Origin of the sequence: Massilia eburnea, from assembly GCF_050709955.1 — a bacterium.
Lineage (GTDB): Bacteria > Pseudomonadota > Gammaproteobacteria > Burkholderiales > Burkholderiaceae_D > Rugamonas > Rugamonas eburnea_A.
This window is the reverse complement of the sequence record NZ_JBNZFX010000030.1, coordinates 222553-248922: the sequence shown is the minus strand read 5'-3', so window position 1 is coordinate 248922 and position 26370 is coordinate 222553. Positions and strand designations below refer to the sequence as shown.

25 protein-coding genes are annotated in these 26370 nt (G+C 63.7%); 13 read left to right on the top strand and 12 right to left on the bottom strand.

What is annotated here, in order from left to right:
• The 4 genes from ACQ4MM_RS16790 to ACQ4MM_RS16775 are packed head-to-tail and all read left to right on the top strand — an operon-like array spanning position 1 to position 2583.
• A complete protein-coding gene (locus ACQ4MM_RS16790; protein WP_431478415.1) occupies positions 1 to 192 on the top strand; it encodes an oxidoreductase-like domain-containing protein in 192 nt (63 codons plus the stop codon).
• Positions 193 to 202: 10 nt separating this feature from the next.
• Entirely contained in the window at positions 203 to 1465 is a 1263-nt protein-coding gene (locus tag ACQ4MM_RS16785; RefSeq protein WP_431478414.1) for an NRAMP family divalent metal transporter, read from the top strand.
• Positions 1466 to 1470: 5 nt separating this feature from the next.
• Complete coding sequence (locus ACQ4MM_RS16780) at positions 1471 to 1803, top strand: hypothetical protein (RefSeq protein WP_431478413.1); 333 nt, start codon at positions 1471 to 1473, stop codon at positions 1801 to 1803.
• 3 nt (positions 1804 to 1806) lie between these two features.
• A complete protein-coding gene (locus ACQ4MM_RS16775) occupies positions 1807 to 2583 on the top strand; it encodes a substrate-binding periplasmic protein (RefSeq protein WP_431478412.1) in 777 nt (258 codons plus the stop codon).
• A gap of 79 nt (positions 2584 to 2662) precedes the next feature.
• On the opposite strand, the gene lpxO is transcribed toward ACQ4MM_RS16775, so the two are convergent.
• Positions 2663 to 3562 carry a lipid A hydroxylase LpxO gene (gene lpxO / locus ACQ4MM_RS16770; protein ID WP_431478411.1) on the bottom strand — a complete coding sequence of 300 codons (900 nt, stop codon included), beginning with the start codon at positions 3560 to 3562 and terminating at the stop codon, positions 2663 to 2665.
• 100 nt (positions 3563 to 3662) lie between these two features.
• Between lpxO and ACQ4MM_RS16765 the strand changes: the two genes are divergently transcribed.
• Positions 3663 to 4499 carry a methyltransferase domain-containing protein gene (locus ACQ4MM_RS16765; protein WP_431478410.1) on the top strand — a complete coding sequence of 279 codons (837 nt, stop codon included), beginning with the start codon at positions 3663 to 3665 and terminating at the stop codon, positions 4497 to 4499.
• 3 nt (positions 4500 to 4502) lie between these two features.
• On the opposite strand, the gene ACQ4MM_RS16760 is transcribed toward ACQ4MM_RS16765, so the two are convergent.
• Positions 4503 to 5498 carry an alpha/beta fold hydrolase gene (locus tag ACQ4MM_RS16760; protein ID WP_431478409.1) on the bottom strand — a complete coding sequence of 332 codons (996 nt, stop codon included), beginning with the start codon at positions 5496 to 5498 and terminating at the stop codon, positions 4503 to 4505.
• A gap of 116 nt (positions 5499 to 5614) precedes the next feature.
• Between ACQ4MM_RS16760 and ACQ4MM_RS16755 the strand changes: the two genes are divergently transcribed.
• Together ACQ4MM_RS16755 and ACQ4MM_RS16750 are read left to right on the top strand one after the other, a co-directional pair.
• Complete coding sequence (locus tag ACQ4MM_RS16755) at positions 5615 to 6427, top strand: helix-turn-helix domain-containing protein (RefSeq protein ID WP_431478408.1); 813 nt, start codon at positions 5615 to 5617, stop codon at positions 6425 to 6427.
• Complete coding sequence (locus tag ACQ4MM_RS16750) at positions 6424 to 6741, top strand: YciI family protein (RefSeq protein WP_431478407.1); 318 nt, start codon at positions 6424 to 6426, stop codon at positions 6739 to 6741. The genes ACQ4MM_RS16755 and ACQ4MM_RS16750 overlap by 4 nt, the downstream gene beginning before the upstream one ends.
• Here ACQ4MM_RS16750 and ACQ4MM_RS16745 read toward each other — a convergent pair.
• The 6 genes from ACQ4MM_RS16745 to ACQ4MM_RS16720 form a co-directional block, all read right to left on the bottom strand.
• Complete coding sequence (locus tag ACQ4MM_RS16745; RefSeq protein ID WP_431478406.1) at positions 6738 to 7457, bottom strand: PEP-CTERM sorting domain-containing protein; 720 nt, start codon at positions 7455 to 7457, stop codon at positions 6738 to 6740. The genes ACQ4MM_RS16750 and ACQ4MM_RS16745 overlap by 4 nt on opposite strands.
• Before the next feature lie 81 nt (positions 7458 to 7538).
• Positions 7539 to 8420 carry an SMP-30/gluconolactonase/LRE family protein gene (locus tag ACQ4MM_RS16740; protein WP_431478405.1) on the bottom strand — a complete coding sequence of 294 codons (882 nt, stop codon included), beginning with the start codon at positions 8418 to 8420 and terminating at the stop codon, positions 7539 to 7541.
• Entirely contained in the window at positions 8420 to 9832 is a 1413-nt protein-coding gene (locus ACQ4MM_RS16735) for an MFS transporter (RefSeq protein WP_431478404.1), read from the bottom strand. Before ACQ4MM_RS16735 ends, ACQ4MM_RS16740 begins: the two co-directional genes overlap by 1 nt.
• 51 nt (positions 9833 to 9883) lie before the next feature.
• Positions 9884 to 11464: an aldehyde dehydrogenase (NADP(+)) gene (locus tag ACQ4MM_RS16730; protein ID WP_431478403.1), complete on the bottom strand. Its 1581-nt coding sequence runs from the start codon at positions 11462 to 11464 to the stop codon at positions 9884 to 9886.
• Positions 11464 to 12375: a 5-dehydro-4-deoxyglucarate dehydratase gene (kdgD, locus tag ACQ4MM_RS16725; protein WP_431478465.1), complete on the bottom strand. Its 912-nt coding sequence runs from the start codon at positions 12373 to 12375 to the stop codon at positions 11464 to 11466. The genes ACQ4MM_RS16730 and kdgD overlap by 1 nt, the downstream gene beginning before the upstream one ends.
• Positions 12376 to 12492: 117 nt before the next feature.
• Positions 12493 to 13224, bottom strand: coding sequence for a FadR/GntR family transcriptional regulator (locus ACQ4MM_RS16720; RefSeq protein ID WP_431478402.1), 732 nt, complete (start codon positions 13222 to 13224; stop codon positions 12493 to 12495).
• Positions 13225 to 13368: 144 nt separating this feature from the next.
• Here ACQ4MM_RS16720 and ACQ4MM_RS16715 point away from each other — a divergent pair, with 144 nt between their 5' ends.
• Positions 13369 to 14070 carry a FadR/GntR family transcriptional regulator gene (locus ACQ4MM_RS16715; RefSeq protein WP_431478401.1) on the top strand — a complete coding sequence of 234 codons (702 nt, stop codon included), beginning with the start codon at positions 13369 to 13371 and terminating at the stop codon, positions 14068 to 14070.
• Between the two features lie 73 nt (positions 14071 to 14143).
• Positions 14144 to 15913 (top strand): GDSL-type esterase/lipase family protein, encoded by a 1770-nt coding sequence (locus ACQ4MM_RS16710; protein WP_431478400.1) that lies wholly within the window; start codon positions 14144 to 14146, stop codon positions 15911 to 15913.
• On the opposite strand, the gene ACQ4MM_RS16705 is transcribed toward ACQ4MM_RS16710, so the two are convergent.
• The 4 genes from ACQ4MM_RS16705 to garD are packed head-to-tail and all read right to left on the bottom strand — an operon-like array spanning position 15910 to position 21689.
• Complete coding sequence (locus ACQ4MM_RS16705; RefSeq protein ID WP_431478399.1) at positions 15910 to 18426, bottom strand: family 43 glycosylhydrolase; 2517 nt, start codon at positions 18424 to 18426, stop codon at positions 15910 to 15912. The two genes, ACQ4MM_RS16710 and ACQ4MM_RS16705, sit on opposite strands and share 4 nt — an antisense overlap.
• A complete protein-coding gene (locus ACQ4MM_RS16700) occupies positions 18423 to 19304 on the bottom strand; it encodes an aldose 1-epimerase (RefSeq protein WP_431478398.1) in 882 nt (293 codons plus the stop codon). Before ACQ4MM_RS16700 ends, ACQ4MM_RS16705 begins: the two co-directional genes overlap by 4 nt.
• Entirely contained in the window at positions 19301 to 20116 is an 816-nt protein-coding gene (locus tag ACQ4MM_RS16695) for an NAD-dependent epimerase/dehydratase family protein (RefSeq protein WP_431478397.1), read from the bottom strand. Before ACQ4MM_RS16695 ends, ACQ4MM_RS16700 begins: the two co-directional genes overlap by 4 nt.
• Positions 20117 to 20132: 16 nt before the next feature.
• On the bottom strand, positions 20133 to 21689 hold the full coding sequence (garD, locus tag ACQ4MM_RS16690; RefSeq protein WP_431478396.1) for a galactarate dehydratase: 1557 nt from the start codon (positions 21687 to 21689) through the stop codon (positions 20133 to 20135).
• Between the two features lie 163 nt (positions 21690 to 21852).
• Here garD and ACQ4MM_RS16685 point away from each other — a divergent pair, with 163 nt between their 5' ends.
• From ACQ4MM_RS16685 to ACQ4MM_RS16670, 4 genes are read left to right on the top strand one after another with little or no spacing between them, the layout of a single operon-like run.
• The gene (locus ACQ4MM_RS16685; RefSeq protein WP_431478395.1) at positions 21853 to 23256 is read left to right on the top strand and encodes a glycoside hydrolase family 88/105 protein; all 1404 of its coding nucleotides are present in this window, start codon (positions 21853 to 21855) and stop codon (positions 23254 to 23256) included.
• Between the two features lie 9 nt (positions 23257 to 23265).
• Positions 23266 to 24477, top strand: coding sequence for a DUF4861 family protein (locus ACQ4MM_RS16680; protein ID WP_431478394.1), 1212 nt, complete (start codon positions 23266 to 23268; stop codon positions 24475 to 24477).
• Complete coding sequence (locus ACQ4MM_RS16675; RefSeq protein ID WP_431478393.1) at positions 24474 to 25298, top strand: hypothetical protein; 825 nt, start codon at positions 24474 to 24476, stop codon at positions 25296 to 25298. The genes ACQ4MM_RS16680 and ACQ4MM_RS16675 overlap by 4 nt, the downstream gene beginning before the upstream one ends.
• On the top strand, positions 25222 to 26349 hold the full coding sequence (locus ACQ4MM_RS16670) for a glycoside hydrolase family 28 protein (RefSeq protein WP_431478392.1): 1128 nt from the start codon (positions 25222 to 25224) through the stop codon (positions 26347 to 26349). Before ACQ4MM_RS16675 ends, ACQ4MM_RS16670 begins: the two co-directional genes overlap by 77 nt.
• Positions 26350 to 26370 lie beyond the last annotated feature (21 nt).

Here is a 26370-nt window from a genome sequence, read left to right as displayed (position 1 = left end):
GTGGACCCGCCAGACGATCCCAGGCCGCAACCGCCGGCCGAACCCGGCCCCGACGCCTGCTGCCACAGCGGCTGCACCTGGTGCGTGCTCGATCTCTACTACGAAGACCTGGAACGCTACCGCAATGACCTTGCTGCCTGGGAAAAACGCCATGTGAGTGCGCGAACAGAAGGAAAAGCACGCCGCCGCTAGCATCGGTGGCATGGAACAGCAGAGCCAATCATGGCTGGACAAGCTCGGCCCGGGCCTGGTCGCGGGCGCCGCCGACGATGACCCCAGCGGCATCGCCACCTATTCCCAGGCCGGGGCCCAGTTCGGCTTCGGCATGCTGTGGCTTGGGCTGTTCACCTATCCGCTGATGGTCGGCATCCAGGAAACCAGTGCCCGCATCGGCCGCACCAGCGGACGCGGCCTGGCATCCAATATGCGCCGCTGCTTTCCGGCCTGGACGCTGTATGCCACGGTCAGCCTGCTGCTGTTTGCCAACACCATCAATATCGCCGCCGACCTGGCTGCCATGGGTGACGCGCTGCACCTGGTGGCAGGCGGCAAGGCGCAGTGGCATGCACTGGCGTTCGGCCTGCTGTCGGTGCTGCTGCAAGTCTTCATCCCCTACCAGCGCTATGCGCGCCTGCTGAAGTGGCTGACGCTGGCGCTGCTGGCCTATCTCGCCACGGTACTGGTGATCGAGGTGCCGTGGCCCGAAGTGGCCAAGCACACTCTGTCGCCGCATATCGAGTGGAACAAGGCGTACCTGACCACCATGGTGGCGGTGTTCGGCACCACCATCAGCCCCTACCTTTTCTTCTGGCAGGCCGCCCAGGAAGTCGAGGAACTGCAGGCCGATCCGGCGGCCGAGCCGCTCAAGCGCGCGCCGCGCCAGGTACGCCCGCAACTGCGCCGCATCAAGCTCGACACAGCCATCGGCATGGGCTTTTCGAACCTGGTGGCGTGGTCGATCATGCTGACCACCGCGGTCACGCTGCATGCGCACGGGATTTTCCATGTCGGCTCGTCGGCGCAGGCTGCGGCGGCGCTGCGTCCGATCGCTGGCGAACTGGCATTCGCGCTGTTCGGGCTGGGCATCATCGGCACCGGCCTGCTGGCGATTCCGGTGCTGGCCGGCTCCGCCGCCTACGCCATGGCCGGCGCCTTCAACTGGCGCAGCAGCCTGGAACTGCAGCCCCGCGCTGCGCGCAAGTTCTACGGCATCATCATCGCCGCCACCCTGGCCGGCGTCGGCATCGGCTTCCTGCCCATGGACCCGATGCGGGCCCTGTTCTGGAGCGCCGTCATCAACGGCGTGGTGGCGGTGCCGGTAATGGTGGTGACCATGCTGCTGTCGAGCCGGCGCGGCGTGATGGGCGAGGTGGTCCTGTCACGCCGCCTGCGTGTGCTGGGCTGGTCCTGTACAACAGTGATGGCCTTGGCTGTTTTGGCCATGTTCGCCAGCATGGTAAGCTAGCGCGCATGAACAAACGACACTTCCTGCTGGCCCTTGCGGCAGCAATCGCCCTTCCCTCCCTGCCGGCGCTGGCCGCCGATGTCCGCCCATTCCCGGCAACCGCCAAGCGCGGCAAGATCAAGTTCGGTTATGCGCCCGACATCGCTATTGACGGCAAGCTGCGCCAGCTCTCGCCTGCGGCGCGCATCTTCAGTGAAGAGAACCTGACCGTTGTGCCGAATATGCTGGCCGATGCGACCTTCATCGTCAACTACACGGAAGACATGAACGGCTATATCGACCGTATCTGGATCCTGACGCAGGACGAAATGCGCCTGCCGGCAGCCAACACGCGCTGACCTATGCTGCGGCGCCGCCTTGCCTTCGCCCTGCTGCTTGCGGCTGCGGCGCCGGCCGGCGCCGACACCATCGTCAAAGCCTACAACAGTTATCGCGGACCGCCCTACATCGACGGCAAAAGCGGCCTTGCGCCCGAACTGGTGCACTATGTGAACCGCAAGCTGGAAGGCCGCTACACGCTGCAGCTGGTGTCGCTGCAGCGCCGCCAGCTGAACCAGTTGATGGAGGCGCCTGCCGGCTTCGACGGCGTAGCGCTGTTCCTGTCGCCGGCCTTCATTGGCGACGTGCCGCGCAAGCGCTTTCATTGGAGCCCGGCGTTCCTGGACGACAGCAATGCCATCGTGTCGCGCATCGATAATCCGGTGCGCTATGAAGGCCCGGCATCGCTGGTGGGCCTGCGCTTTGCCGGCATTTACGGCAACCGGTATCCCGGCATCGACGAATACGTCGGCAAGAGCCTGACGCGCACCAACGCCCCCGACGCGATGGCCAACCTGCGCAAACTGGTGGAGGGACAGGCCGACTTCAGCGTGATGCCGCTCAGCTCATTTCGCTACCTGCGGCGCCAGATGGACCGGGAGAAGCTGCCCATCGGGCAGTTGCATGTGGGCGACAAGCCCTTCGGCCAGTTCGGCCGCCATTTCGTGCTGGCACGCGAGGCCCGCGAGCTGGCAGCGGAACTGGACAATATCGCAGCCGCCATGCCCTGCGATCGCGAGTGGCGCCGCATCGCCCTGCGCTACCAGTTTACCGTCGCCGACGCCGCCGCCTGCCGCTAGATCCGGCAGTTTGCCTGCTCAAGCGGATCGGCATCGGGCAGCATGCGGCTATTGATCGGGATGAGGAGGTAGCCGCGTCTCAGATGTAATAGATTGCTGCTGCTGCGCCGATGATAAGGCCAAACTTGGTGATCTTGTAGACGGTCTTGTTCCAGGCTTTGAAGGCACGGCGGTATTTGCCGGCGTAGAAGGACACGCGGAACAGCTTCGACACCAGGCCGACCTGGTCGCCCTGCTCGTTCGGCGAAGCGGCGGCGGTCATCATGGTGCGGCCCAGGAAACGGTTGACTGCCTGCGCCCAGCGATAGCGCATCGGGCGTTCCACGTCGCAGAACAGGATGATGCGGTTGCTCTCGGAGCCGTTGATGGCCCAGTGGATATAGGTTTCGTCAAAGATCACGCCCTGGCCATCGCGCCAGCTATGGCGCTCGCCGTCGACGTCGATGAAGCAGCGGTCGTCGTTCGGCGTGGCCAAGCCCAGGTGATAGCGCAGCGAGCCGGCGAACGGGTCGCGGTGCGGATTGAGCTTGCCGCCCGGCGGCAGTTCGGCAAACATGGCAGCCTTCACCGAAGGGATCGAGGCCAGCAAGGCATAGGTCTGCGGGCACAGTTCCTGGGCCGAAGGGTGGCTGGCGTTGTACCACTTCAGGTAAAAACGCTTCCAGCCAGCCTTGAAGAAGGAATTGAAGCCGGCATCGTCGTTCTTTTCCGAAGCCTTGATTTTCTGCAGACGCAGCAGGTTTTCCGCTTCGGTGCGGATCACTTGCCAATTGTCTTCCAGCGGCTTGAGTTCCTTGAAGGTGTCAACCGGCAGGTAAGGCGTGGATGGCACGCGCGAGAACCAATGCATGAAGATATTGATTGGGGCCATGAACGACGAGTGATCGAACAATTGGCGGCCGAACGGGAGACGTACCCTGCCACGGAAGTGAATGTGCAGCACGGACAGGATGTAAAAGCCGACAACAGCCCATTTCATTGCGAAACCTCGGAAAGATCCAAACCTGCGATTCTACCGCAGTCTGCAAAGTGAGTATTTGTGAATATCGCAACAATGTAAGCATGCTATCGTGGCGCGCATGACTTGTATTATTTGCTACGCCCCATTGAAAGCCGGCCTCTCAGGCTGGCATCGTACCTGTCCTGGCTGTGCCTACGAAGGCGCGGCCCATTCCGTCGCGCCTTCGGCAAACGACGAAGACCTGCGCGAAGCGTCGCTGAATGCGCTGCGCCAGGAGAATTCCCGCACCATCGTTGCACTCACCCGCCAGTTCGCAGCGCCGCGCGCCAATACCCTGCTTGACGTGGGCAGCGCCCATGGCTGGTTCCTGGAAGCGGCGTCCTGCGCCTTCGACGTGCTGGGTGTCGAGCCGGATGAAGCGTTGGCGCGGCAAGCGGCCGCACGCGGGCTGCCGGTACGCATCGGCTACTTCCCCCAGGCGCTGGCGGAGGGGGAGCAGTTCGACATCATCGTGCTGAACGAAGTGATCGAGCATATTCCCGACATCCGCGCTGCCCTGCGCGACTGCCATCAGCGCCTGGCACCGGACGGAACGCTGGTGCTGAACCTGCCGAGCAGCCACGGGCTATGCTACCGCTTGTCCAAACTGTTCGCGCGATTCGGCCTGCACGGTCTATTCGACCGGCTGTGGCAAAAAGGCATGCCTTCGCCGCATATGCATTACTTCAATCCGGCCAACCTCACCAGGCTGGTGGAGCGCGAAGGATTTACCCTGCGCCACAGCACCGAACTGGCTGCCGTGAAGAAGCAAGGCATGTGGCGCTGGATGACAGTGTTTGGCCAGGTCTATCCGTTCAAGGCGCCACTGCGCTACCTGGGCATGCGCTGGGTGGTGCTGCCGCTGATGCGGCTCTTCCCCAGCGATATCATGGTCTGCATCTACCGCAAGCGATAGGCCTCAGGCGCTGCGCCACAGCGCCAGCGCCTCCTGCGCCACCAGCTCCGGGCGCTCCTCAGGCCAGAACAATTTGCTGCCTTCGATGCGGCGCACGCCCTTGCTATTGCCGAAAGCCTGTTCGAGATAGTCGGCGCCGCGCGGCAGGAAGATATCGTCCGCCATGCCCCACAGCACCCGCACCGGCGCCGTGCTGGCTTTCAGCGCGGGCTTGATGCCGTGCAGTGCATTGCGTTCCAGCGCGGTGATATAGCCATGCAGGCGCTGCGGATTATCGACCAGGGGACGCAGATAGGTTTCGAATACCTCGTCCGCCAGCGCGGCGGGACGGGCGTAGCAGATGCCGCCCAGGCCTTCGGCGGAGCGGGCCTTGGCCTTGTCGGCCAGCCAGGGCGCCAGCCATTCCTGCGCGAACTTGCCTTGCTTGGCCAGTTCGATCACCGGCAGCATGGCCGGCGGCGGGCAATCGATTTCGGTGTCGCAGTTGGCCAGCAGCAGGCTGCGCACGCGCTCCGGATGCAGCACCAGGAATAGTTGCGCCACTGCGCCGCCGCTGTCGCTGGCCACCACGTCGACCTTATCGACACCCAGTTTGTCGAGCAGTTCGACCAGCATGGCGACCTGCCCTTCCGGGTCGAGCCTGGCGCCTGCCGCAGGCTCGCTGTGGCCAAGGCCGAGGAAATCCGGCGCGATGCAGCGCCGATGCGGCGCCAGGCGCGCCACGGCGCCGCGCCATTGGAAGCTGTTCAGCGGCAGGCCGTGCAGGAACAGCGCTGCCTGCGGGCCGCGGCCCCGCTCCACCACTGCTACGCGCCCGGCGCTGGTCGCCACGAAGCGCCGCGCCGCACGCCACGCCTTTGCATCCCGCGCAGCCTCGGCGCGCAGCGCAGCGTCGCCAGCCGCGACGTCCGGCGCGGCACTGGCGAAGCGTCCCATGCTCGTCATGGCGGTGAGTGCAGTAGTGGCAAAACTCAATTTCAGAAAGTCACGGCGGATCATGTTCATCTCCTTGCAGACAGGTCTTCGATGGAATGCATGATCGGTCCAAGCCCGACGCGAAGCAATGACCTCCAAGGTCATGGAAGCGCAGCACCAAACCTTGCTAATATGGCCACATGAACGCAAACCTTGCCCCTATCGCCCATGTCGGCGCCCTGCTGCGTGAGTGGCGCTCCGCCCGCCGCCTGAGCCAGATGGACCTGGCGTTGGACGCCGGCCTCTCGACCCGCCATTTGAGCTGCATCGAAACCGGCAAGGCCCAGCCCAGCCGCGACATCCTGGCCCGCCTGGCTGACACGCTGGAAATGACACTGCGCGACCGCAATTCGCTCCTGGTAGCAGCGGGCTATGCCCCGCGCTACTCAGAATCCGCGCTGGCCAACCCCGAACTGGCGCCAATGCGGCGCGCGATCGAAGCGATGCTGAAGCAGCAGGAGCCCTACCCTGCCTTCCTGATGAACCGCCATTGGGATATCGTGATGGCCAACGACGCCGCCGTCCGCATGAACCGCTGGCTATTGGGCGGCCGCGACAGCCCGCACCGCAACATGCTGCGTCACGCCTTTGACCCGCGGGACCTGCGGGCCGTGCTCGTGAACTGGGAAGAGATCGCCGGCAGCCTGCTGGCCCACCTGCACAAGCTGGTTGCGACCGCACCGAACGACGGCAAGGCGCGCGCATTGCTCGATGAAGTCCTAGCCTATCCCGGCGTGCCTGAAAAATGGCGCCAGCGCGACTTGCGCGCCATACCGGCGCCGCTGCTTGAAACCGTGTTTGAGCGCGACGGCCAACGCGTGGCCTTCTTCTCCACCATCACGACTTTCGGCACGCCGCGCGACGTCACGCTGGAAGAACTGCACATCGAATCCTGCTTCCCGGCCGACGAAGCCAGTGCCGCGTTCTGCCGATCACTTGAAAGCGAACCATGAACGAATACATCCTCTTCATGCACGACGATGCCGTCGACCCAAGCATTGCCGATGACGTCGCCCGCTGGGAGCAGTACCTGTCCAAGCTGCGCGCCTCGGGGCAGTTCGATGGCGGCAGCTCAATCGGTCCGGGTGTGCTGGCCAGGCGGGATGGCACCATCGTACCGGCGCCAAGCCACGTGAACGGCTATATCCGCGTGCGCGCGGAGAGCCTGGAAGCGGCGCAACGCTTCCTGGCCGGGAATCCGAATTACGACGCAGGCGGCACTGTCGAAGTGCGGGAGCTCCTGCATTCGTCAACGCAGGCTGCTTAGCTGCGCTTGCGCCTGCGCTGGACGGCGATGGCAGCCAGGCCGATACCGAACAGCGCAGGCGCCGCTGGTTCCGGGACGGCAGCCAGCTTCAAGCCCCCCTCCCAACCTTCAAACTCCAGCCAGGTTTCGGCGCCGCTGCTTGAGTCGTACTGGACACGACTCCACTGGGTGCCGAACATCAAATCGGATAGCGACTCCCGGTTCCACAGCGTTTCCGCCAAGCCGGCGTCCATTGACGTCGTCCAATCCATCCCCGTCCCCTTGAAACGGAAATAGTAGCTGGAGCTGTAAGAGAGAGCCATCCTGTCTTGCCAGTTGAACTCATTCCTCTCGAGAGCAAAGATGAAGTGACCCGTGTAACTGCCATCGCGTTTTACCTGGATATTGGCATACAGGATTTGATCGGAAGGTAGCGCAGAATCAAACCGGCTTAGATAGCCGTTGTCATATGGCGATTGGATACCCGACTGGTCAAAGTCGAAAAAACAGGTCGAGCTATGCGCCGTGCCGAGGTCGCGGTGACGGCAGTCGCGCAGGGAGGTCAGGTTGGACCGCAAAGTGCCACCAAATGCGGTGAAGGCCTGTGCGTCATAACTGAGGACATCGTCTTTGGCGGCCCAATGCTTGCCCGAGTCGACCGCAAAGGTCGTCGCGATGCCGGCTTGCGCCGACCCGCCGAAGGCCAGCAGCACGACGGACAGAACGAGAAGTTTCATACTTTATATGAATTAACAAAATATAAAGTATGCATTGAAATTAATAAAAAGAAAACCTCCTTGAGACAAGCTTGCAACAGATTAATTGTCTGCGCACAGGGTTTCGGCGACGCCATGCACACCGGGTTGCAGTAGCACGACACTGCCGGGCCAACCGTCCTTGACGTTGCCGGGGTCGATCGAAGTAATCAGCAGCGTGGACAGGTCCGGACCGCCGAAGCTGCACATCGATGGCTTGGCGAATGGCAGTGCGATCTCGCGATCGAGCACACCGGCTGGCGTGTAGCGCTGCAGCAGGCCGCCGTCGTTGGCGCAAGTCCAGTAGCAGCCCTCGGCATCGACTGCGGCGCCGTCGGGACGGCCTTTCTGAGTGCCGAGGTCGAGGAAGATGCGCTTGTTGTGCGGCGTGCCGCTGTCGGTGTCGTAATCAAAGGCCCACACCATGCGCCGCTTCGGGTGCGAATCGGACAGGTACATCACATCACCGCGTGGAGAGAATGCGGTGCCGTTCTGGGTCAACAAGCCGGAGACGAAGGACGCCGACAGCCCTTCGCCAGCGGTATAACGGTAAAGCTGGCCGAGCGACCGTTCCGCCGCCATGTCCATGAACATGGTGCCGGCCCAGAAGCGCCCCTGCCGGTCGCAGCGGCCATCGTTGAAGCGCATGCCCTCGCCCAACTCCGCGGCCGGTGGCGCAGCCAGGCGTGCGGCGGATACGCCGCCGTTCTCTTGCAGCGAAAGGTGGAAGATGCCGCTCTCCATGCCGGCAATCAGGCCACCGCGCGCGGCAGGCGACACGCAGGCCACCATCTCCGGCGCCTCCCAGAAGCGCGTGGCGCCGCTGGCATGATCGAGGCGCCAGATGCGGCGCGCCGGAATGTCGACCCAATACCAGGCGCCCTCGCCCGCGTGCCAGGTGGGGCTTTCACCCACCGTGCAATGAACACCGCTTACTTTTTCCATCAGAGATCAGTGATTTCCTTGTGTGCGGGGACCAGCGCCTTCATGATGCACCAGGCGATCAGGTAAGCCAGCGCGCAGAAGGTGAACATGATCATATAGCCGGTCTGGATCTGCCCCAGCGCGCTGTAATGGTCGAACAACCTGCCGGCAACCTTGGTGATCAACACGCCGCCCAGGCCACCAGCCATGCCGCCGATGCCGACCACGGAGCCGACGCTGTGTTTCGGGAACATGTCCGACACAGTGGTGAACAGGTTGGCCGACCAGGCCTGGTGCGCCGAGGCGCCGATGCCGATCAGGATCACCGGCACCCAGATGCCCAGGTAGCCAAGCGGCTGCGCCAGCAGCACCGCCAACGGGAAGAAGGCGATCGTCAGCATGGCGCGCATGCGGCCGTGGTAGACGCTGGCGCCGCGGTTGATGAAGAAGGTAGGGAACCAACCGCCGCCGATGGAGCCGAACATGGTCATCGAGTACAGCACCGCGAGCGGCACCACCATTTCGGTAGCCGATATGCCATATTGCGCCGACATGAATTTCGGCAGCCAGAAAAGGAAGAACCACCACACGCCGTCGGTGAGGAATTTACCGACCGTGAAAGCCCAGGTCTGGCGGTAGGCCAGCAGCTTGAACCAGGATGCCTTGCGCGGGACAGCGTCGGCGGCCGGCGCCGCAGCCGGAGTATCAGCCGCGTCGCCATTGATGTAATCCAGTTCGGCGCGCGACAAGCGCTTCTGCTTCGACGGCACATCGTAAAAATGCAGCCAGAAACCCATCCAGACAAAGCCGATCGCACCGATGATGATGAAGGCCGATTGCCAGCCCCAGGCTTCGGCGATCAGCGGCACCGTGATCGGCGCCAGGATCGCGCCGATATTCGCGCCCGAGTTGAAGATGCCGGTTGCGAAAGAACGTTCCTTCTTCGGGAAGTATTCAGCGGTAGCCTTGATGGCGGCCGGGAAATTACCCGCCTCGCCCAGCGCCAGCACGGCGCGTCCCACCATGAAGCCGGCCACCGAGACCGGCACCGCGGCAATGCCCACTGAAGCGAGGATAGTCGAGAACGTGGTGCCGATTCCCACGGAGTAAGCGTGGAGAATGGCGCCAAACGACCACACCACGATTGCCAGCACGAAGGCGCGGCGCGTGCCCATCCTGTCGATCACGCGGCCGGCGAAAAGCATCGAAATCGCGTAAACGAACTGGAACACGGCGGCGATGTTGGCGTAGTCGGTATTCGACCAGCCGAACTCTTTCGACAGCGCGGGCGCCAGCAGCGACAGCACCTGGCGGTCGAGGTAGTTGATGGTGGTGGCGAAGAACAGCAGGCCACAAATGGTCCAGCGGTATTTGCCGATGGCGGCAGCCGGATCGGATGCCAGGCCGACGGCTTGCGGGTTAGGCTGATTCATAGTTTCTTATAGTCGAAAGCGGCCGGTGTCTCCCCCGGCCGTACTACATAATCAAACTGCCGTGCGCAGCTCCCCATCCACGAGGCGCGCCAGGCGCAGTGGATTATCGTCCTGCAGGGCCGCCGGCAGCAAGGCCGCCGGCACGTTCTGGTAGCTTACCGGACGCAGGAAGCGCTCGATGGCCGTGGCGCCGACGGACGTGCTGCGGCTGTCCGAGGTGGCAGGGAACGGGCCGCCGTGCACCATTGCGTGGCACACTTCGACGCCGGTCGGGAAGCCGTTGAACAGCACGCGGCCAGCCTTGCGCTCCAGTGTCGGCAGCAGCCTTGCCGCCAGCGGATGGTCGTCGGCCTCGCAGTGCACGGTGGCGGTCAACTGCCCTTCCAGGCTGGCTGCCAGGCGCAGCACTTCGGCTTCGTCGCGGCAAGCGATCAAGACCGAGGCCGGGCCGAACACTTCTTCCTGCAGCGCGTGGCTGGCGACGAAAGTTTCCGCGTCAACGCGGAACAGCGCGGCCTGCGCGGCGCAACCGGCGCCCTGTTCCTGCCCCAGTGCCAGCAGCTTGACGCCAGCGACATCAGACAAGCGGCCGACACCCGATTCATAAGCCTTGTGGATGCCGGCGGTCAGCATGGTGCCCGCACCCTTCGCCTGCAGCGCCGCAGCAGCGGCAGCAGCGAAGCGGTCGAAGTCCGGACCGGCCACACCGATCACCAGACCAGGGTTGGTGCAGAACTGGCCGACGCCCATGGTCAGCGATTCAACGAAAGCCGCGCCCAGTGCTTCGGCGTTCGCCGTCAGCGCGCCAGGCAGCATGAAGACCGGGTTAATGCTGCTCATCTCGGCGTAGACCGGAATCGGTTCAGGGCGCGCGGCAGCGGTGCGCATCAGGGCTGTGCCGCCCAGGCGCGAGCCGGTGAAGCCGACAGCCTTGATCGAAGGGTTGGCCACCAGCGCCTGGCCGACCACGCGTCCATCTCCGTGGATCATGGAAAACACGCCTTCCGGCATGCCGCAATCGGCAGCCGCTTTCTGCACGGCGCGCGCGACCATTTCCGACGTGCCTGGGTGGGCGCCATGCGCCTTGACTACCACCGGGCAGCCGGCAGCCAGTGCCGACGCGGTGTCGCCGCCAGCCACGGAGAACGCCAGCGGGAAGTTGGAAGCACCGAATACGGCCACCGGCCCGATGGCGATCCTGCGCAGGCGCAGGTCGGGACGCGGCGGCGTGCGCTGGGGCAGCGCGGAGTCCAGCGTGGCCTGTTGCCAGTGGCCGTCGCGCACCACTTTTGCGAACAGGCGCAGTTGATTGACGGTGCGGCCACGCTCCCCTTCCAGGCGAGCCTGCGGCAAGCCGGTTTCGGCCATGGCGCGCTCGGTCAAGCTAGCGCCCAGCGCGTCGATATTGCTGGCGACCGCTTCCAGGAAAGCGGCCCGCACTTGCGGCGTGGTGGCGCGGTAGGCATCGAAGGCCTGTTCAGCCAGCGCGCAGGCGCGCTCCACGTCAGCCAGTTCGGCCTGGCCGAACGCCGGTTGCAGGTTTTGCCTGGTGGCCGGGTTGAAGGCCAACTGCGTGCCGGCTGCGCCGCGCACCAGTTGCCCGCCGATGATCATTTCACCGGTGATCTGCATTATTGGGCACCTTGTTTCTTGATCAGCGCCAGCAGCATTGCATCTTCTTCCGCGGTCAGGTCGGTCAGCGGAGCGCGCACCGGGCCGCCGGAATGGCCAACCAGGCGGGCGCCAGCCTTGACTATCGACACGGCGTAGCCGGCCTTGCGGTTGCGGATCTCCAGGTATGGCAGGAAGAACTCGTCCAGCAAGCGGTCGGTTTCGGCCGTGTTGCCGGCAGCAGTGGCGTGGTAGAAGTCCATCGCCAGTTTCGGCACGAAGTTGAACACGGCCGAGGAGTACACCGGCGTGCCAAGGGCCTTGTAGGCGCCGGCATAGACTTCCGCGGTCGGCAGGCCGCCCAGGTAGGAGAAACGGTCGCCCAGCTTGCGGTAGATCTGCACCATCAGTTCGATCTCGCCCACGCCATCCTTGAAGCCGATCAGGTTCGGGCAACGTGCTGCGAGGATAGCCAAGGAGTTGGCGGTCAGGCGGCAGTTGGCGCGGTTGTACACGATCACGCCGATTTTCACCGACTCGCACACTTGGGCCACGTGCTCGATCAGGCCATCCTGGCTTGCTTCGGTCAGGTAGTGCGGCAGCAGCAGCAAGCCGTCGGCGCCCAGGCGCTCGGCTTCCTGTGCGTAGGCGATGGCCTGGCGGGTCGGGCCGCCGGTACCGGCCAGCAACGGCACCTTGCCGCGGCAGGACTCAACGGCGACCTTGATCACCTGCGCATACTCAGGCCCGGTCAGCGAGAAGAACTCACCGGTTCCGCCGGCGGCAAACAGTGCGCTCGCGCCGTAAGGAGCCAGCCAGTCGAGGCGTTCGGCATAGGTTTTGGCGTTGAAGTTGCCTTCTGCGTCAAAGTCGGTGATCGGGAAGGACAGCAGGCCGGACGACATGACTTTCTTGAGTTCCTGCGGGGACATGGACATCGTTGACTCCTAAGTGTGGTTTTTGCACGAATGAGCGTGAGCTCAGTTGTAAGTCATCGTACAACCTAGTTTAAAACAGCGCAAGCGAAAAAATGGGGACGTACCCCATTTTTATGCCGCGTTTTCGAAACGCTGCTGTGCCTGCAACAGGCGCTCGCGGGAATTGGAGAGGTGGGTGCGCATCGCGGCGCGAGCGGCTTCCGGGTCCTGCCGCTGGATGGCGCGGAAGATGTCTTCGTGTTCGCGCTGCACGCGCTCAAGGTAGTCGGCCGGGCGGTCCTGCGACAAGTTGGCGGTGTTCACGCGGGCACGTGGAATGATCGCCTGGCCAAGCTGGCCGAGGATGTCGACGAAATAGCGGTTGCCGGTGGCCTTGGCGATTACCAGGTGGAAGCGGCGATCGCCTTCCACCGAAGCGCGGCCCTGCTCCATCGCCTGCCGCATATCGGCCAGCGCCTGCGCCAGCTCAGCCACTTGCTCGTCGCTGCGGCGGGTTGCGGCCAGGCCAGCGGTTTCGGTTTCCATGCTGATGCGCAGTTCGAGGATGGCCAGTACGTCACGCACCGTGACGATGCTTTCGGCGTCGATGCCAAGGCTGCCGGTATGGCGCGGCTTCTCCAGCACGAAGGTGCCGATGCCATGGCGGGTCTGCACCAGGCCGGCCGCCTGCAGATGCGAAATGGCTTCGCGCACCACGGTGCGGCTGACCCCGTGCTGCTCCATGATGGCCGATTCAGTGGGCAGCTTGTCGCCGGGTTTCAGCACGCCGCTATTGATGCTGCCGCTGATCTGTTCGATCACACCCTGGGCCAGGGTGTGTCGCTTGCGAGGGAGGATAGTCATGGCCTCATTATACATGCGAAAAAGATGTCAGACATCTTATCAGATACATCTTCAGCGCTTCGCGCTGCATGCTTTCTTGCGAAATTGGTCGGACCAAATTAAAATCGGGCGACCATCTTCCCCTATATAGAAGGCCCTGGCCGCATGAACAAAAAAATCGTTGCAACGGAGCCGCATCCAGCAGCCGAACAACGGCTGTACCGCGTGGTCGCCGCCAAGATCCAGGACCTGATCCGCGAAGATAGTATCAAGCCCGGCACCCGTTTGCCGGCCGAACGCGACCTGGCCGCCAAACTCAGTGTCAGCCGCGCTTCGCTGCGCGAGGCCTTGATTGCGCTGGAGCTGTCGGGCATCGTCGAGGTGCGCGGCGGTTCCGGCGTATATGTCAGCGAAAAGGCTTCGTCCCCTTCCGACGTGGCCGAAGGCGGCCCGGGGCCGTTCGAAGTGCTGGCGGCGCGCCGCCTGATTGAATCCGAAGTCGCGGCAATCGCGGCAAAGATGGCGACCGATTCAGCGATCGATGCGATCCTGCGCGCGGCAGCCGAGATGGAGCAGCACCACTCCGACCGCGCCACCAACGAAAATGCCGACCGCAACTTCCACCTGGCGATCGCACGTGCTACCGGCAATACGGCGCTGGTGGGCGTGGTCGAAACACTGTGGAACCAGCGCGGCACCATGTGGCACAAGCTGAAAGAGCACTTCCAGACGGAAGAACTGCGCCAGAACACGCTGGACGACCATCGCAATATTGTGGCGGCCATCGCGGCGCACGATGCGGCTGGAGCCCGCCAAGCCATGCGCGCCCACCTGGAACGGGTGACCAAGACCTTCTCGCGCGGTTGAAATAATTTCGGCCTGACCACTTGCGTACGCGGTCAGGCCAAAATAGAATGAGGCGAACTTCAGGGGGAGCCTCATGCTGCGTCACATCCTTTTGTCACTGGCCTGCGCGGCCACCTTGCCGGCTTACGCTGCCGAGCGCATCATCCTGGTCGGCGACTCCACAGTCGCCAGTGGCGGCGGCTATGGCGATTACCTGTGCCGACGCCAGCGCTCCGACACCACCTGCCTCAATCTCGCCAAGAATGGCCGCAGCTCCGGATCCTTCCGCGCCGAGGGGCGCTGGGATGAAGTGCAAGCCTTGCTGCGCAATAGCGCCGGCTTCAGCAAAACTTATGTGCTGATGCAGTTCGGTCATAACGACCAGCCGGGCAAGCCTGGCCGTTCGACGGACCTGATCAAAGAGTATCCGGCGAACCTTGCGCAATATGTGGCCGACGTGAAGGCAGGCGGCGGGGTACCAGTGCTGGTGACCTCCCTCACCCGCCGCAGCTTCCGCAGCGGCTACGTGTGGAATGACCTGGCGCCGTGGGCGTCGGCAGCGCGCGAAGTGGCGCAACGCGAAAGCGTGGCAGTACTGGACTTGAATGCGCTGTCGCTGGCCGCCGTGCAGGCCATGGGGCCGGCAGAGGCGGACACGCTGGCCCAGCCCAAAGGAGCTGGCTTCGACTACACTCACCTCGGACCGAAGGGCGGGCGCTTCTTCGGCGACATGGCTGCGCGCGAACTGGTGCGGCTGTTCCCTGCACTGGGCCCGCTCACCGATCCCGCAGACACCGCGCGACAAGCCGCGCGCGAACGCGCGCCCGCCGATGGTTGGGCCGGCGAGCAAGGCGGCACGCATGGCGGTGCAGCGGCTCCCGCTTCCGCCATATACACTGCCACCACACCGGCCGAACTGCGGTCTGCGCTTGGCGGCGCTGCGGATGCACGCATTATCCAAGTACGAGGCACTCTCGACATGGCCGATGGAGCGAAACCCGGCGTAGTACGGCTGCCCTCCAACACGACCTTGATCGGGCTTGGCGAAGATGCCGGCTTCATCAACGCCAGCATCGTGGTCGCCAACGTGAGCCAGGTCATCATCCGCAATCTCTCGATCAGCAATCCCTGCGATCCCGAACCGAAATGGGATCCGCAGGATGGCGCGCACGGCAACTGGAATTCGATTTACGACGGCATCACCGTCACCGGTTCGCATCATGTCTGGATCGACCATAACAGCTTCACCGATGCGCCGCGCACCGACGGACAATCGCCGAAGGAGAACGGCATGCTGAAACAGTGCCACGATGGCGCGCTCGACATCACGGCAGCTGCGGACTTCGTCACCGTCTCGTACAACCACTTCTCGCTGCACGAAAAGAACACGCTGGTTGGCGCCAGCGACCGCGCCAGCGGCGACGAAAGCCACCTGCGCATGACCTTCTCCAACAACTTTTTCGAGCACGTGACGGCGCGCACTCCCCGCGTGCGCTTCGGGCAAGTCCACTTGTTCAACAACTTCCACAAGGGGTCGCGCAAGCACACGGAATACCCGCATGAATACAGTGTCGGCATCGCCAGGCAGGCGCACGTGATCATTGACGCCAATGCCTACGACATCGAAGGCGCGCGTGGCTGCGGCGACGTGTTGCGCAATCCCGGCAAATCCGAGCCGGGCAGTGTGCTGGACAGGGGCTCGCAGTTGAACGGCAAGGCGCTGGGCGAATGCGGCTTCTCCGCTGATGTCGGCTGGAACGTTCCTTACACCTTCGCCGCCCTCCCCGCCGCCGACGTACAGTCCAACGTCATGAGCAACGCCGGCGCCGGCCGCCTCGGGAAGCTTCGTCCAGCGGCCCGCTAGGGAGTAATGCGCAGATAGTCGATGTCGGCGTAGGCGCCCTTGGCGCCAGTGGCGAACAGGCCGATCTGGGCGCCGACCCAGCGGCCCATGGCGGCGGTGAACGGCGTGCCGGCAGGAGCGAAGTTCACGCCGTCCTGACTGTAAGAGAAGGCGGTTTGGCCGCCTGCACCGACGTCAATGCGCAAGTGGGCGGACGTTTTCAGCGGCAACGGCGCCGATGTTTCCTGTCGCTCCCTGCATTTGTCATTGCTTGCTTCGCAGCGCACATAGATCACATGCAGCGCGCCATGCTCGCGGCGCAGCCCCAGCCAGGCGTAATTCTGGCCGTACATGGCCAGGCCGACCGTGTCGCCATTGGCGATGGCGTGCAGATCCAGCTTTGCCGTCGCGGAAAAGCCTGGCGCAGGTGGTTTTTGGGTCAGTACTGCAGGCAAGGATCGCAGCGGTGCAATGGAGGCCTCGCCGCCCGCCGGCACTGGTGCAGCTTGCGCATACAGCCGCAGGAAGCCAGTACGTGCAGTCAGTGAGTACCAATCGGGCGCCGGGTTTGCGACCCATTGCCATTGCGGTGCCAGGCCCTTTGCCACGAACTCGTCGCCGCTTGCCGGCCAGGCCTGCGCCGACCGCGTTATCGGCTTCGCACACTCGAACACAGGTTGGCCCACGCCCGGCTTGGCCGAGGGCTCACCGATGATCGGCCACCCATCATCCTGCCAGCGCATTGGCTGCAGATGCACTACGCGGCCGAACGCCCGCTTGTCCTGGAAGTGATAGAACCAGTCGCTCCCATCTTCCGCGCGCACCCAGGCGCCCTGGTGCGGCCCGTTGATCGGGGAGCTGCCCTGCTCCATCACGATGTGCGCTTCATACGGGCCGTCGACGTTCCGCGAGCGGAACACCGACTGCCATCCCGTTTCCACTCCGCCCGCCGGCGCGAACACGTAATACCAGCCGTTGTGCTTATAGAGCTTGGGGCCTTCCAAGGTCTTGTAGCCAGGCAGCGCGTTGCCATCAATGACCACGCGGCTCACATCGTCCAGCATGCGGCTGCCGTCCGGCGCCATCGGGCGCAAGCTCAGAACGTTATTGAAGCCTGCGCGCGACTTGGCCCAGCCATGCAGCAACCAAGCCTTGCCGTCGTCGTCCCACAGCGGCGCGGGATCGATCAGTCCTTTGCCCGCCATGAGCAGCCGGGGCTTGCTCCATGGTCCGGCGAAGTGTTTCGCGGTGATGACGTAAATGCCGAAATCCGGGTCGGGATAGAAGATCCAGAACTTGCCATCATGGTGGCGCAGGCATGGCGCCCACACGCCTTTCCCATGCTGTGGGGGGCGGAATGCATCTTCCGGCACCAGCCGCGGCAAGGCGTGGCCGACCAGTTGCCAGTTCACCATATCATCGGACTCCAGCAGCGGCAGGCCAGGCACGTTGCTGAAGCTCGACGAGGTCATGTAATAGCGCTTGCCGACACGGATCACGTCGGGGTCCGAATAGTCCGCGTGCAGGATCGGATTGCGGTAGCGGCCATCACCCAAATCCGCAGACCAAGGCGCTCGCGCAATCTGCGGCACACCAAGCGTGCGCTCCAGGAAGCTTTGCATGGCGTCGACGGTGGGTGCCAGCCAAGGCTCGAACAGCCAGAATGAGTGCGGCGTCCCAGGCAAGTGCACGTGCTCCGCCGATATCCTGTATTGGTTCAACCGCTCCGCCAGCGCCTCACGCCCAACGCTGAAGCGTGGCTGGGCGCTGGTAATGAACAGTATCGGCGAGCTACCGGCCCCCGCGTGCTTCAAGGGCGAAGCGTCGCTCCAACGCGCTTGCTGTTCCGCAAAGCGGCCTCCGAGCCAGGCGCCAGCCGCAGATGGACTCTTGGCCGGGTCGTCTTCATGCTGGCGAGCCTCTTCGGAGGTGAAGTCGGATAGACCATCGATATTGACGACCGCTTGCACCGCACCGGTGTCGTCGCCGCCGTTCGTCATGCCGACCAGCGCCGCAATCTGGCCGCCCGCAGATCCGCCAGCGACGGCAATGCGCTTGTCGTCCAGGCCAAATTTCGGCGCCGCCGCACGCAGCCAGCGCACCGCTTGCCTTACGTCGTGGACCGCCGCTGGATATTGCGCCTCACCAGACAAACGATAATCGACCGTGGCGGCTGCAAAACCCCGAGCCGCAAGGCGCGCGGCCAACGGTGCCATATTCTCCCTCGTACCGCTACGCCATCCGCCACCATGTACCAGCACAACCAGCGGCGCAGGACGCTCGCGGCCGACAGCGTTCGGCCCGGGCAGGTAAAGGTCAAGCTTCAACGCATGCTCGCCGCGCTCGACATAGGTGAGGTTGCGCAGCATCCGCACAGGCGCAGATGGCTCCGCGCTGGCAATCGCGATGTACGGATACTGGCCAACCAGCTTGGCGTAAGTCGTTTCAGCGTTGTATGGCAGCTCGGAAGCCGCCAGAACGTTCGCACCTGCGGCAAGCCAGGCGGAACCCAGCACGGCTTGCAGCTTCCTCACGCAATCTCCTCAACGGTGAAACGCACAGTGCGCCGCAAGTCCTGCCCCGGCGCCAGCACGGTAAGGCCATTGGCTACCGCGCCACCCGGCAGGTTATGCGCATTGATCGGATGGTCGACCGGCTCAAAACAGAAGAATTCTTTGCCTGGTGGGACATACAGGATGTAATAGCCCATATCTGCGCTGATGCCCAAGCGCAGGCGACGCCCTGGCCAGTCGATTTGCGCACGGCCATCCCAGCCGGTGAAGGCGTTATCAACGCCTTCAATCGGCAATGAGCACGGCACCTCACCGCCGAAATTCCACGCCGGCGGCAGCGCGACTCGCTCGGCGGGCAACTTATCGACGCCAGACAGCCACACGCCATCCGCTACGGCGCGCAGGCGCGCGTCTTCCGGATTTGGCATCCATGGATGCAGCCCCAGGCCGAACGGCAGCGCATGCCGGCCGTGATTGGTGACCTTGAGCGTCACACGCAAAGCGTTGCCCGACAGCGTGTAAGCGATATGGGCGGTGAACGCGAATGGCGAACCGTCGCGGCGGTACAGCGAGAGCACTACGCTGCTTTCGTCCTGCGCCTCGACGTGCCAAGGCAAGCGCCAGCCATCGCCGTGGATCGGACAGGGCTCGCCTTCGCGCGTTGGCGCGGGCGCGATACGGCGGCCTTCGAATTCGAAGCCGTCAGGCGCGATCCGGTTGGACCAGGGCACAAGTGGGAAGCAGGCAAGTTGGCCGGGCAGCGGCCGCGCGACATCGTCGGGAGCGGGGCGCAGCACCGGTGCCGGCGCAGCGCCACCTAGCCAGTCAAGCCGCGCCAGGCCGCCGCCGGCCGCGGGCAGCACCAGCGCCCGCAGGCTGCCGCTGCGCAGCTCAATCATTTGAACATTGGGCCGTCGAGCAGGAATTTACCGCCCTGGTAGATGGTGGTGACATCGTCCTTTTCCGGGAAGTCGGAAGTATCCGGGAACAGGTGCGCAAAACCAGCCGACGAATCCTTCGGCCGGTAGCCCAGGTGCGCCGCATAACGGTTATCCCACCAGACCGAATCGTTGTCCGACATGCCGAACACGATGGTATGACCAACGCGCGGTGCGAACAGGGAGCAGCGCAGCAGCTCCGTCAGATCGTCGTATGACAGATAGGTCGACATCATGCGTTTATTGGCCGGCTGCGGGAAGCTTGAGCCGATACGGATGCAAACCGTCTCCATGCCAAAGCGATCGTAGTAATAGCGCGACATCTGCTCGCCGAACACCTTCGAGATGCCATACATGCTGTCCGGCCGCGTCGGCATGTTCGCATCCAGCATATCGGTGGTCTTGTAATAGCCAATCGCATGGTTCGAGCTGGCGAACATCAGGCGCTTCACGCCTTGCTTGTATGCCGCCTCGTACAGGTTCGCCACGCCAAGGATATTGGCCTGCATGATTGCCTCGAACGGCGCTTCGGTCGAGATGCCGCCGAAGTGCAGCACCGCATCCACGCCCTCCATCAGCTTCATGACAGCGGCCTTGTCGGACAGGTCGCACTGCACCAGCTCCTCGCCCGGGCGCGCCTCGCCCATGTCGGCGATATCGCTTAGCCGTACGATTTCAGCCCACGGCTTGATGCGGTCGCGCAGCACCTTGCCCAGGCCACCGGCGGCGCCGGTCATCAGGATACGCTTGAATGGTTTTCCGGTTTGCGTCATGTCTCTTACTCCGTCATCAGGTTACCGGCGCTGGATTGAACAGCGCCAGTGAATTATGGATCTTCCAGTGTTCGGCCCAGGTCTCTTTGCCGCTTGCCACTTCCAGCATGAGGCGGAACAGCTCCCAGCCCACGTCCTCGATGCTGGCTTCGCCGCTGGCGATGCGTCCGGCGTTCACGTCCATCAGGTCATGCCAGCGCTGCGCCAGGTCGTTGCGGGTAGCCACCTTGATTACCGGTACCGCCGCCAGGCCGTACGGCGTGCCACGGCCGGTAGTAAAGACGTGGATGTTCATGCCGGCCGCCAGCTGCAGCGTACCGCAAATGAAATCGCTGGCCGGCGTCGCAGCGTAGATCAGGCCTTTCTGCGTCAGTTTGTCGCCCGGCGACAGCACGCCATTGATCGCGCCCGAGCCGGATTTCACGATCGAACCCATAGCCTTTTCCACGATGTTCGACAGGCCGCCTTTCTTGTTACCCGGCGTCGTGTTGGCGCTGCGGTCAACGCCGCCGCGCTTCAGGTAATCGTCATACCACTGCATTTCTCGGATCATCGCCTGTGCCACTTCGGGGGTCTCGGCGCGCGAGGTAAGCTGGTCGATGCCATCGCGTACCTCAGTCACTTCCGAGAACATCACAGTGGCGCCAGCGCGCACCAGCAGGTCCGTCGCAAATCCAACCGCCGGATTGGCCGTCACCCCGGAAAAGGCGTCGCTGCCGCCGCACTGCACGCCCACCACCAGTTCCGCAGCGGGTACTGTCTCGCGTTGGCGCGCATTGAGCGCGCTCAGGTGATGCTCGGCCGTGCGCATGATCGAATCGATCATCGAATTGAAGCCGACGTGCGCGCCGTCCTGAAGGCACACCACGTCCGGCTCGCCGGCCGGCGCGTTGAGGTTGGCCGACGCGATAGGAATGCTGCCGGACGGGAACAGGCGCGTCGGTGGCAGCTTCTCGCAGCCAAGGCTGACCACCATCACCTGGTTGCCGAAATTCGGATTCTTGCTGATATTGCGCAGCGTGCGGATCGGCACCTCGGCCCCCGGCGCATCGATCGCCACGCCGCAGCCGTAGATATGCTCCAGCCCCACCACGTCGTCCACATTCGGATAGCGCGGCAGCAGTTCTTCCTTGATGCGCTTGACCGCGTGCTCGACCACGCCCGATACGCACTGCACGGTGGTGCTTACAGCGAGAATATTGCGCGTGCCGACCGAACCATCGGCATTGCGGTAGCCCTGGAAGGTGTAGCCCTCCAGCGGCGGCAGCGGCGCCGGCTTGCGGGTGCCGATCGGCAGGCCATCCAGCGAGCGGGCACCGGGCATGCGCAACACCTTCTCCGACACCCAGGAGCCGCGTGGTATGGCCTGGTCTGCGTAACCGATGGTCACGTTATAGCGCGTTACGGGATCGCCTTCAGCCAGGTCGAGCAGCGCGACTTTGTGCCCCTGCGGCACGCCTTCGACCAGCGCCAGCCCGTCCGGGAATACGGAGCCGGCCGGCAAGCCGCCGTCATTGACCACGATGGCGACATTGTCTGCCTCATGCATCTTGATGTAGCGTGCAATCTTCATAGAAATCCTTTGGGTACCTGCATTGTTCCTTGCCTTCGTTTTCAGTATGCCACACAAAAAACTCGATTGGCTAGTCCACCTTGCATATTTGGCCTGACCAAATTAGAATGGTCTGACCAGATGACGCACTTTCACCACACTTGAAACGTCCCACCGGAGAGCTATGAAGCCGACATCGTCCCTGCTGGCAGCCACCCTGGCCTGCCTGTTCGCCCTCAGCCCTGCCCGCGCTGAAGGCCCGTACCGCAATCCCGACAACAAAAACCCGAACGACATCTCCGAAGGCACCTACCCCGTGCCGTACAAGATGCCGACGGTCGCCGAGATCACCGGCACGCTGCAAAAGGTACGCGGCTACATGGACAGCGTGACCCCGACCCGCATCATCAACAAGAAGACCGGTGAGCCAATCACCGACCTGAATACCCCGGTGGCCGACGCGATCTTCGAACCGAGCAAGGGCGACTTCGGCATCCAGGTGTACGAAATGGGGCTGGTTCATTCAGGCCTGCTGCGTGCCGCCGAAGCAACCGGCGACCGCGGTTTCACCGCCATGACGGAGCGCCACTTCAACTTCTTCAAGGCCACCAAGCCTTACTTCACCGCGCAGGAAAAGCAGTTCAAGCTGGAGCGCGCCAACAGCTTCTCGCGCTTCCTCGACCCGCGCTCGCTCGATGATTCGGGCTCGATGTGCGCCGCCCTGATGCGCGCACGCGCCGCCAAGGTTGGCCCCGACCTGTCGGACATGATCGCCACCTGCAGCGACTGGGTCGCCAACAAGCAGTTCCGCCTGAAGGACGGCACCCTGGCCCGCAAACGCCCGCAAGCGGTCTCGCTGTGGGGCGATGACTTGTACATGGGCGTACCGGCGCTGGCCGAGATGGGCCGCATGACCGGCAAGCGCGCCTACTACGACGACGCCGTGAACAATGTGCTGAACATGTCGAGCTACCTGTTCAATCCACAGGTCAACCTTTACACCCACGGCTGGCATGCAGGCATGAAGGACGCGCCGAACTTCTACTGGTCCCGCGCCAACGGCTGGGCGGTGCTGGCCATGTCCGACGTGCTCGACGTCCTGCCGAAAGACCACCCGGGTTACCCGAAAGTGCTGGCGCAACTGCGCCTGTCGCTGAAAGGCATCGCCGAACGCCAGTCCGGCAGCGGCCTGTGGCACCAGATGATCGACCGCAATGACTCCTACCTCGAGACCTCCGCCTCCGCCATCTTCACCTACGTGATTGCACACGCCGTCAACCAGGGCTGGATCTCGCCTGCGCCTTACGGCTCGATCGCCCAAGCTGGCTGGGCAGGCCTCCAGACCAAGGTCACCGAACCTGGAGAAGTGGAAGGCATCTGCGTCGGTACCACGCTGGCCGGCGACCAGGTCTACTACTACAATCGCCCAACCAGCAAGCACGCCCTGCACGGCTATGGCCCAATGCTGCTGGCCGGCGCCGAGATGATCAAGCTGGTCACCAATCCCAAGCTCGACATACAGTACCGCGTGCGCACCTATCACTACCTGCCGAAAGGCGGCGAAACCGATTACCGCGAACACCATTGAGGAGCAGCCATGAAGACCATCCGCATCCTTGCCGCGCTGGCTGCCGCCCTGCCTGCTATTGCCGCCTGCGCAGCGGAGCGCCTGACCATCACGCTGCAGCACGACCTCGATATCGCGCGCCCTTCGGAGACCATAACCGTGCCCTGGCCGGAAGTGAACCAGGCCTTGCCGCACGCCCTGGTGCAGAAGATCGCCGTACGCGACTCCTCCGGCCGAGTGGTGCCGCACCAGGTCACCAATGTGGCGCCGCAGGCGAAAGATCCACAGAATGTCGGCATTGCATATGGCGAGCTGATTTTCCAGCACAGCTTCAAGGCAGGCGAAAAATCCGCCACCTACACGGTTGAAAGGATCGACAGCGTCGCGCCCGTGTTCGCCGCGCAAACCTTCGCCCGTTACGTGCCCGAGCGCCTGGACGATTTCGGCTGGGAGAACGACAAGATCGGCCACCGCACCTACGGTCCCGCGCTGGCCGCCCCCGCCCCGGCAGGCGTTGTGAAGGAAGTGCTGGTGACATCCGGCCTGGACCTGTGGTTCAAGCGAGTGCCCTACCCTATCGTCGACCGCTGGTACAACAAGGGCCACGACCACTACCACCATGACGAAGGCGAAGGCATGGACATGTACAACGTGGGCCGCTCGCGCGGCGCCGGCGGAACCGGTGTGTGGGACGGCGGCAAGCTGTACGTGTCGACCAACTACGCAAGCTGGAAAGTGCTGGCCAATGGGCCGCTGCGTTCGGTGTTCGAGTTATCGTATGCCGCGTGGGATGCCGCCGGCCTGCCGGTCACGGAAACCAAGCGCTTCACCGTCGACGCCGGCCACCAGCTCGACATGATCGAATCCACCTTCTCGTATGCCGGCGACAAGCCGCTGACCATTGCCGTAGGCCTGAACAAGACCCCAAGCGACAAAGGCCAGAGCCCGCAAATCGCCACCAGGCGCGAAGGCAAGGTACTGCTGCAATGGGTCGAACAGTCCGGCAACGGCGCCTTCGGCACCGCCGTCATCGTGCCGGCCGCACAAGGCTTTGCAGAAGACAGCTTGAATGAACTGATCCTCGCCCCGGCAACGGCAGGCAAGCCGCTGCGCTACTACGCCGGCGGCGCCTGGAGCCGCGCCGGCGAAATCACCACCCGCGCGCAATGGGAAAGCTACATCGCCAACGCCGCCGCCCGCGCCGCCAACCCGGTACGTAGCAGCCTGGCGGCCAGCAAATGAGCGGCCCGCACGACGCCCCACCGCCGAGCCCAACAGTGCCCAAGCGCCGCGCCCTGCTCCGCGCAACCCTCGCCGCGAGCGCATTGGTCGCTTCGCAGCCTGCGCTCGCACGCATCGCAGCAGCCGTCGCCGGCGCCAGCGCAAGCGATCCGGTTGCAGGCGATCCATGGCTGCGGGCGCTGGAAATCGCGGCACGCTTTGCCACGCCTATAGCCTTCCGCAAGCAGGACTTCCTGGTGACGAAATACGGCGCCAAACCCTGCAAGCTGGTCGAAGTGCAAGGCCAGGTCGCATCCCTGGAACCGGGCATGCTGCAAACGCCAAAGCAAGGCAGCCATGACTGCTACCCAGCCATCACTGCCGCCATCGCCGACGCGCACAAGGCCGGCGGCGGCCGCGTAGTCATTCCCGAAGGCGTGTGGTACATCAAGGGGCCGCTGGTACTGCGCTCCAACGTCCAGGTGCACCTGGCAAAAAACGCGCGCCTGATGTTCAGCGCCAATCCGGATGATTACGCCAAATACGGCGACATCGACTGCGGCAAGAACGGTAAACTGGTTCGCAGCCGCTGGCAAGGCAACGACTGCCTGAACTTCTCCCCGCTGGTCCACGCACACGGCCAGAAAAACATCGCCCTGACCGGCGAAGACTGGACCTCGGTACTGGACGGCCAGGGCGGCGTCCCGTTCGAAAACAAACCAAACGAATGCTGGTGGGATTGGAAAGGCCGCGGCAAGCCCGCGCGTGAGCGCACCGAAATCGCCCCCCAACCCGAGCAACGCCCCGCTCGCCCTGCGCGCGCCCGGCATCACGCCCGATGAACGCGCCCTGATCGAAGGCCCGGGCAATCGTTGGCAGACAGATTCGCGCTACCTGCCCGCATTGTCGGAAGCAGGCATCCCGGCCATGGAACGCATATTCGGCCACGGCCACTTCCTGCGCCCCTGCATGGTAGAACTGATCGAATGCGAAAACGTCCTGCTCCAGGGTTATCACATCGTCGGTGCGCCATTCTGGGTACACCATCCCGTTGCCAGCCGCAACGTCCACTTCAAGGACGTGAACCTGGAAAGCCTCGGCCCGAACAGCGACGGCTTTGATCCCGAGGCCTGCGACGGCGTGCTGGTGGAAGGCTGCACCTTCAACAACGGCGATGACTGCATCGCCATCAAGGCAGGAAAAAACAAGGACACGCACTACGGCCCGACCCGCAATATCCTGGTCCGCAACTGCGTGATGAACAGCGGTCATGGCGGCGTCACGCTCGGCAGCGAAATGGCCGGCGGCATAGAGCACATCTACGCCGAGCAGATCGAATTCAGGAACCTGCATTGGGCCAGCGACGCTCTCAACACCGCCATACGCCTTAAGACCAATATGAACCGCGGCGGTTTCCTGCGCCATCTCTACGTGCGCAACTGCACGCTGCCGAACGGCGTGCAGACCAGCCCGGGCCTATACAAGCCGCTGCCCGGCACCACCAGGCCATCCGGCCAGATCGCTTCCGGCGCCGGCGCGGTAATCACCATCGACTGCGATTACGCGCCAGCCGACGACGCGGTGCGCAATCGCCCGCCGCAAGTATCGGACATTGAAATCTCCGGGCTCAAGGTCGGCAACGTCGCCACGCCCGCTGGCAAGGTTTCCTGCTACCAGGCCATGGTGCTGCTCGGCCCCGTCGCCAGCAGCTACAACGGCGCCGCCGGCGCCGCGATTGCGCCGATCACGCGCGTCAAAATCCGCGACTGCGACTTCGGAACGCCACGCAATACCGGGCAACCGTGGCTTCTGCACAACGTCCGCGGACTCGTGCTCGACAACGTCACTATAGGCGAAAAGCGCTACAGCGGCGAATTTGCCGCCGACGCCTAATGTGGACAGGCCAATTTTTTG

Bases quoted from the DNA above. Each gene is read 5' to 3' on its own strand.
- ACQ4MM_RS16730 (WP_431478403.1), bottom strand. From the start codon at position 11,464: ATGCAGATCACCGGTGAAATGATCATCGGCGGGCAACTGGTGCGCGGC.
- ACQ4MM_RS16745 (WP_431478406.1), bottom strand. From the start codon at position 7,457: ATGAAACTTCTCGTTCTGTCCGTCGTGCTGCTGGCCTTCGGCGGGTCG.
- ACQ4MM_RS16775 (WP_431478412.1), top strand. From the start codon at position 1,807: ATGCTGCGGCGCCGCCTTGCCTTCGCCCTGCTGCTTGCGGCTGCGGCG.
- ACQ4MM_RS16760 (WP_431478409.1), bottom strand. From the start codon at position 5,498: ATGATCCGCCGTGACTTTCTGAAATTGAGTTTTGCCACTACTGCACTC.
- ACQ4MM_RS16720 (WP_431478402.1), bottom strand. From the start codon at position 13,224: ATGACTATCCTCCCTCGCAAGCGACACACCCTGGCCCAGGGTGTGATC.
- ACQ4MM_RS16675 (WP_431478393.1), top strand. From the start codon at position 24,474: ATGAGCGGCCCGCACGACGCCCCACCGCCGAGCCCAACAGTGCCCAAG.
- ACQ4MM_RS16750 (WP_431478407.1), top strand. From the start codon at position 6,424: ATGAACGAATACATCCTCTTCATGCACGACGATGCCGTCGACCCAAGC.
- ACQ4MM_RS16765 (WP_431478410.1), top strand. From the start codon at position 3,663: ATGACTTGTATTATTTGCTACGCCCCATTGAAAGCCGGCCTCTCAGGC.
- ACQ4MM_RS16780 (WP_431478413.1), top strand. From the start codon at position 1,471: ATGAACAAACGACACTTCCTGCTGGCCCTTGCGGCAGCAATCGCCCTT.
- ACQ4MM_RS16680 (WP_431478394.1), top strand. From the start codon at position 23,266: ATGAAGACCATCCGCATCCTTGCCGCGCTGGCTGCCGCCCTGCCTGCT.
- ACQ4MM_RS16685 (WP_431478395.1), top strand. From the start codon at position 21,853: ATGAAGCCGACATCGTCCCTGCTGGCAGCCACCCTGGCCTGCCTGTTC.
- ACQ4MM_RS16710 (WP_431478400.1), top strand. From the start codon at position 14,144: ATGCTGCGTCACATCCTTTTGTCACTGGCCTGCGCGGCCACCTTGCCG.
- ACQ4MM_RS16735 (WP_431478404.1), bottom strand. From the start codon at position 9,832: ATGAATCAGCCTAACCCGCAAGCCGTCGGCCTGGCATCCGATCCGGCT.
- ACQ4MM_RS16740 (WP_431478405.1), bottom strand. From the start codon at position 8,420: ATGGAAAAAGTAAGCGGTGTTCATTGCACGGTGGGTGAAAGCCCCACC.
- ACQ4MM_RS16785 (WP_431478414.1), top strand. From the start codon at position 203: ATGGAACAGCAGAGCCAATCATGGCTGGACAAGCTCGGCCCGGGCCTG.
- kdgD (WP_431478465.1), bottom strand. From the start codon at position 12,375: ATGTCCCCGCAGGAACTCAAGAAAGTCATGTCGTCCGGCCTGCTGTCC.
- ACQ4MM_RS16695 (WP_431478397.1), bottom strand. From the start codon at position 20,116: ATGACGCAAACCGGAAAACCATTCAAGCGTATCCTGATGACCGGCGCC.
- ACQ4MM_RS16715 (WP_431478401.1), top strand. From the start codon at position 13,369: ATGAACAAAAAAATCGTTGCAACGGAGCCGCATCCAGCAGCCGAACAA.
- ACQ4MM_RS16755 (WP_431478408.1), top strand. From the start codon at position 5,615: ATGAACGCAAACCTTGCCCCTATCGCCCATGTCGGCGCCCTGCTGCGT.
- garD (WP_431478396.1), bottom strand. From the start codon at position 21,689: ATGAAGATTGCACGCTACATCAAGATGCATGAGGCAGACAATGTCGCC.
- ACQ4MM_RS16700 (WP_431478398.1), bottom strand. From the start codon at position 19,304: ATGATTGAGCTGCGCAGCGGCAGCCTGCGGGCGCTGGTGCTGCCCGCG.
- lpxO (WP_431478411.1), bottom strand. From the start codon at position 3,562: ATGAAATGGGCTGTTGTCGGCTTTTACATCCTGTCCGTGCTGCACATT.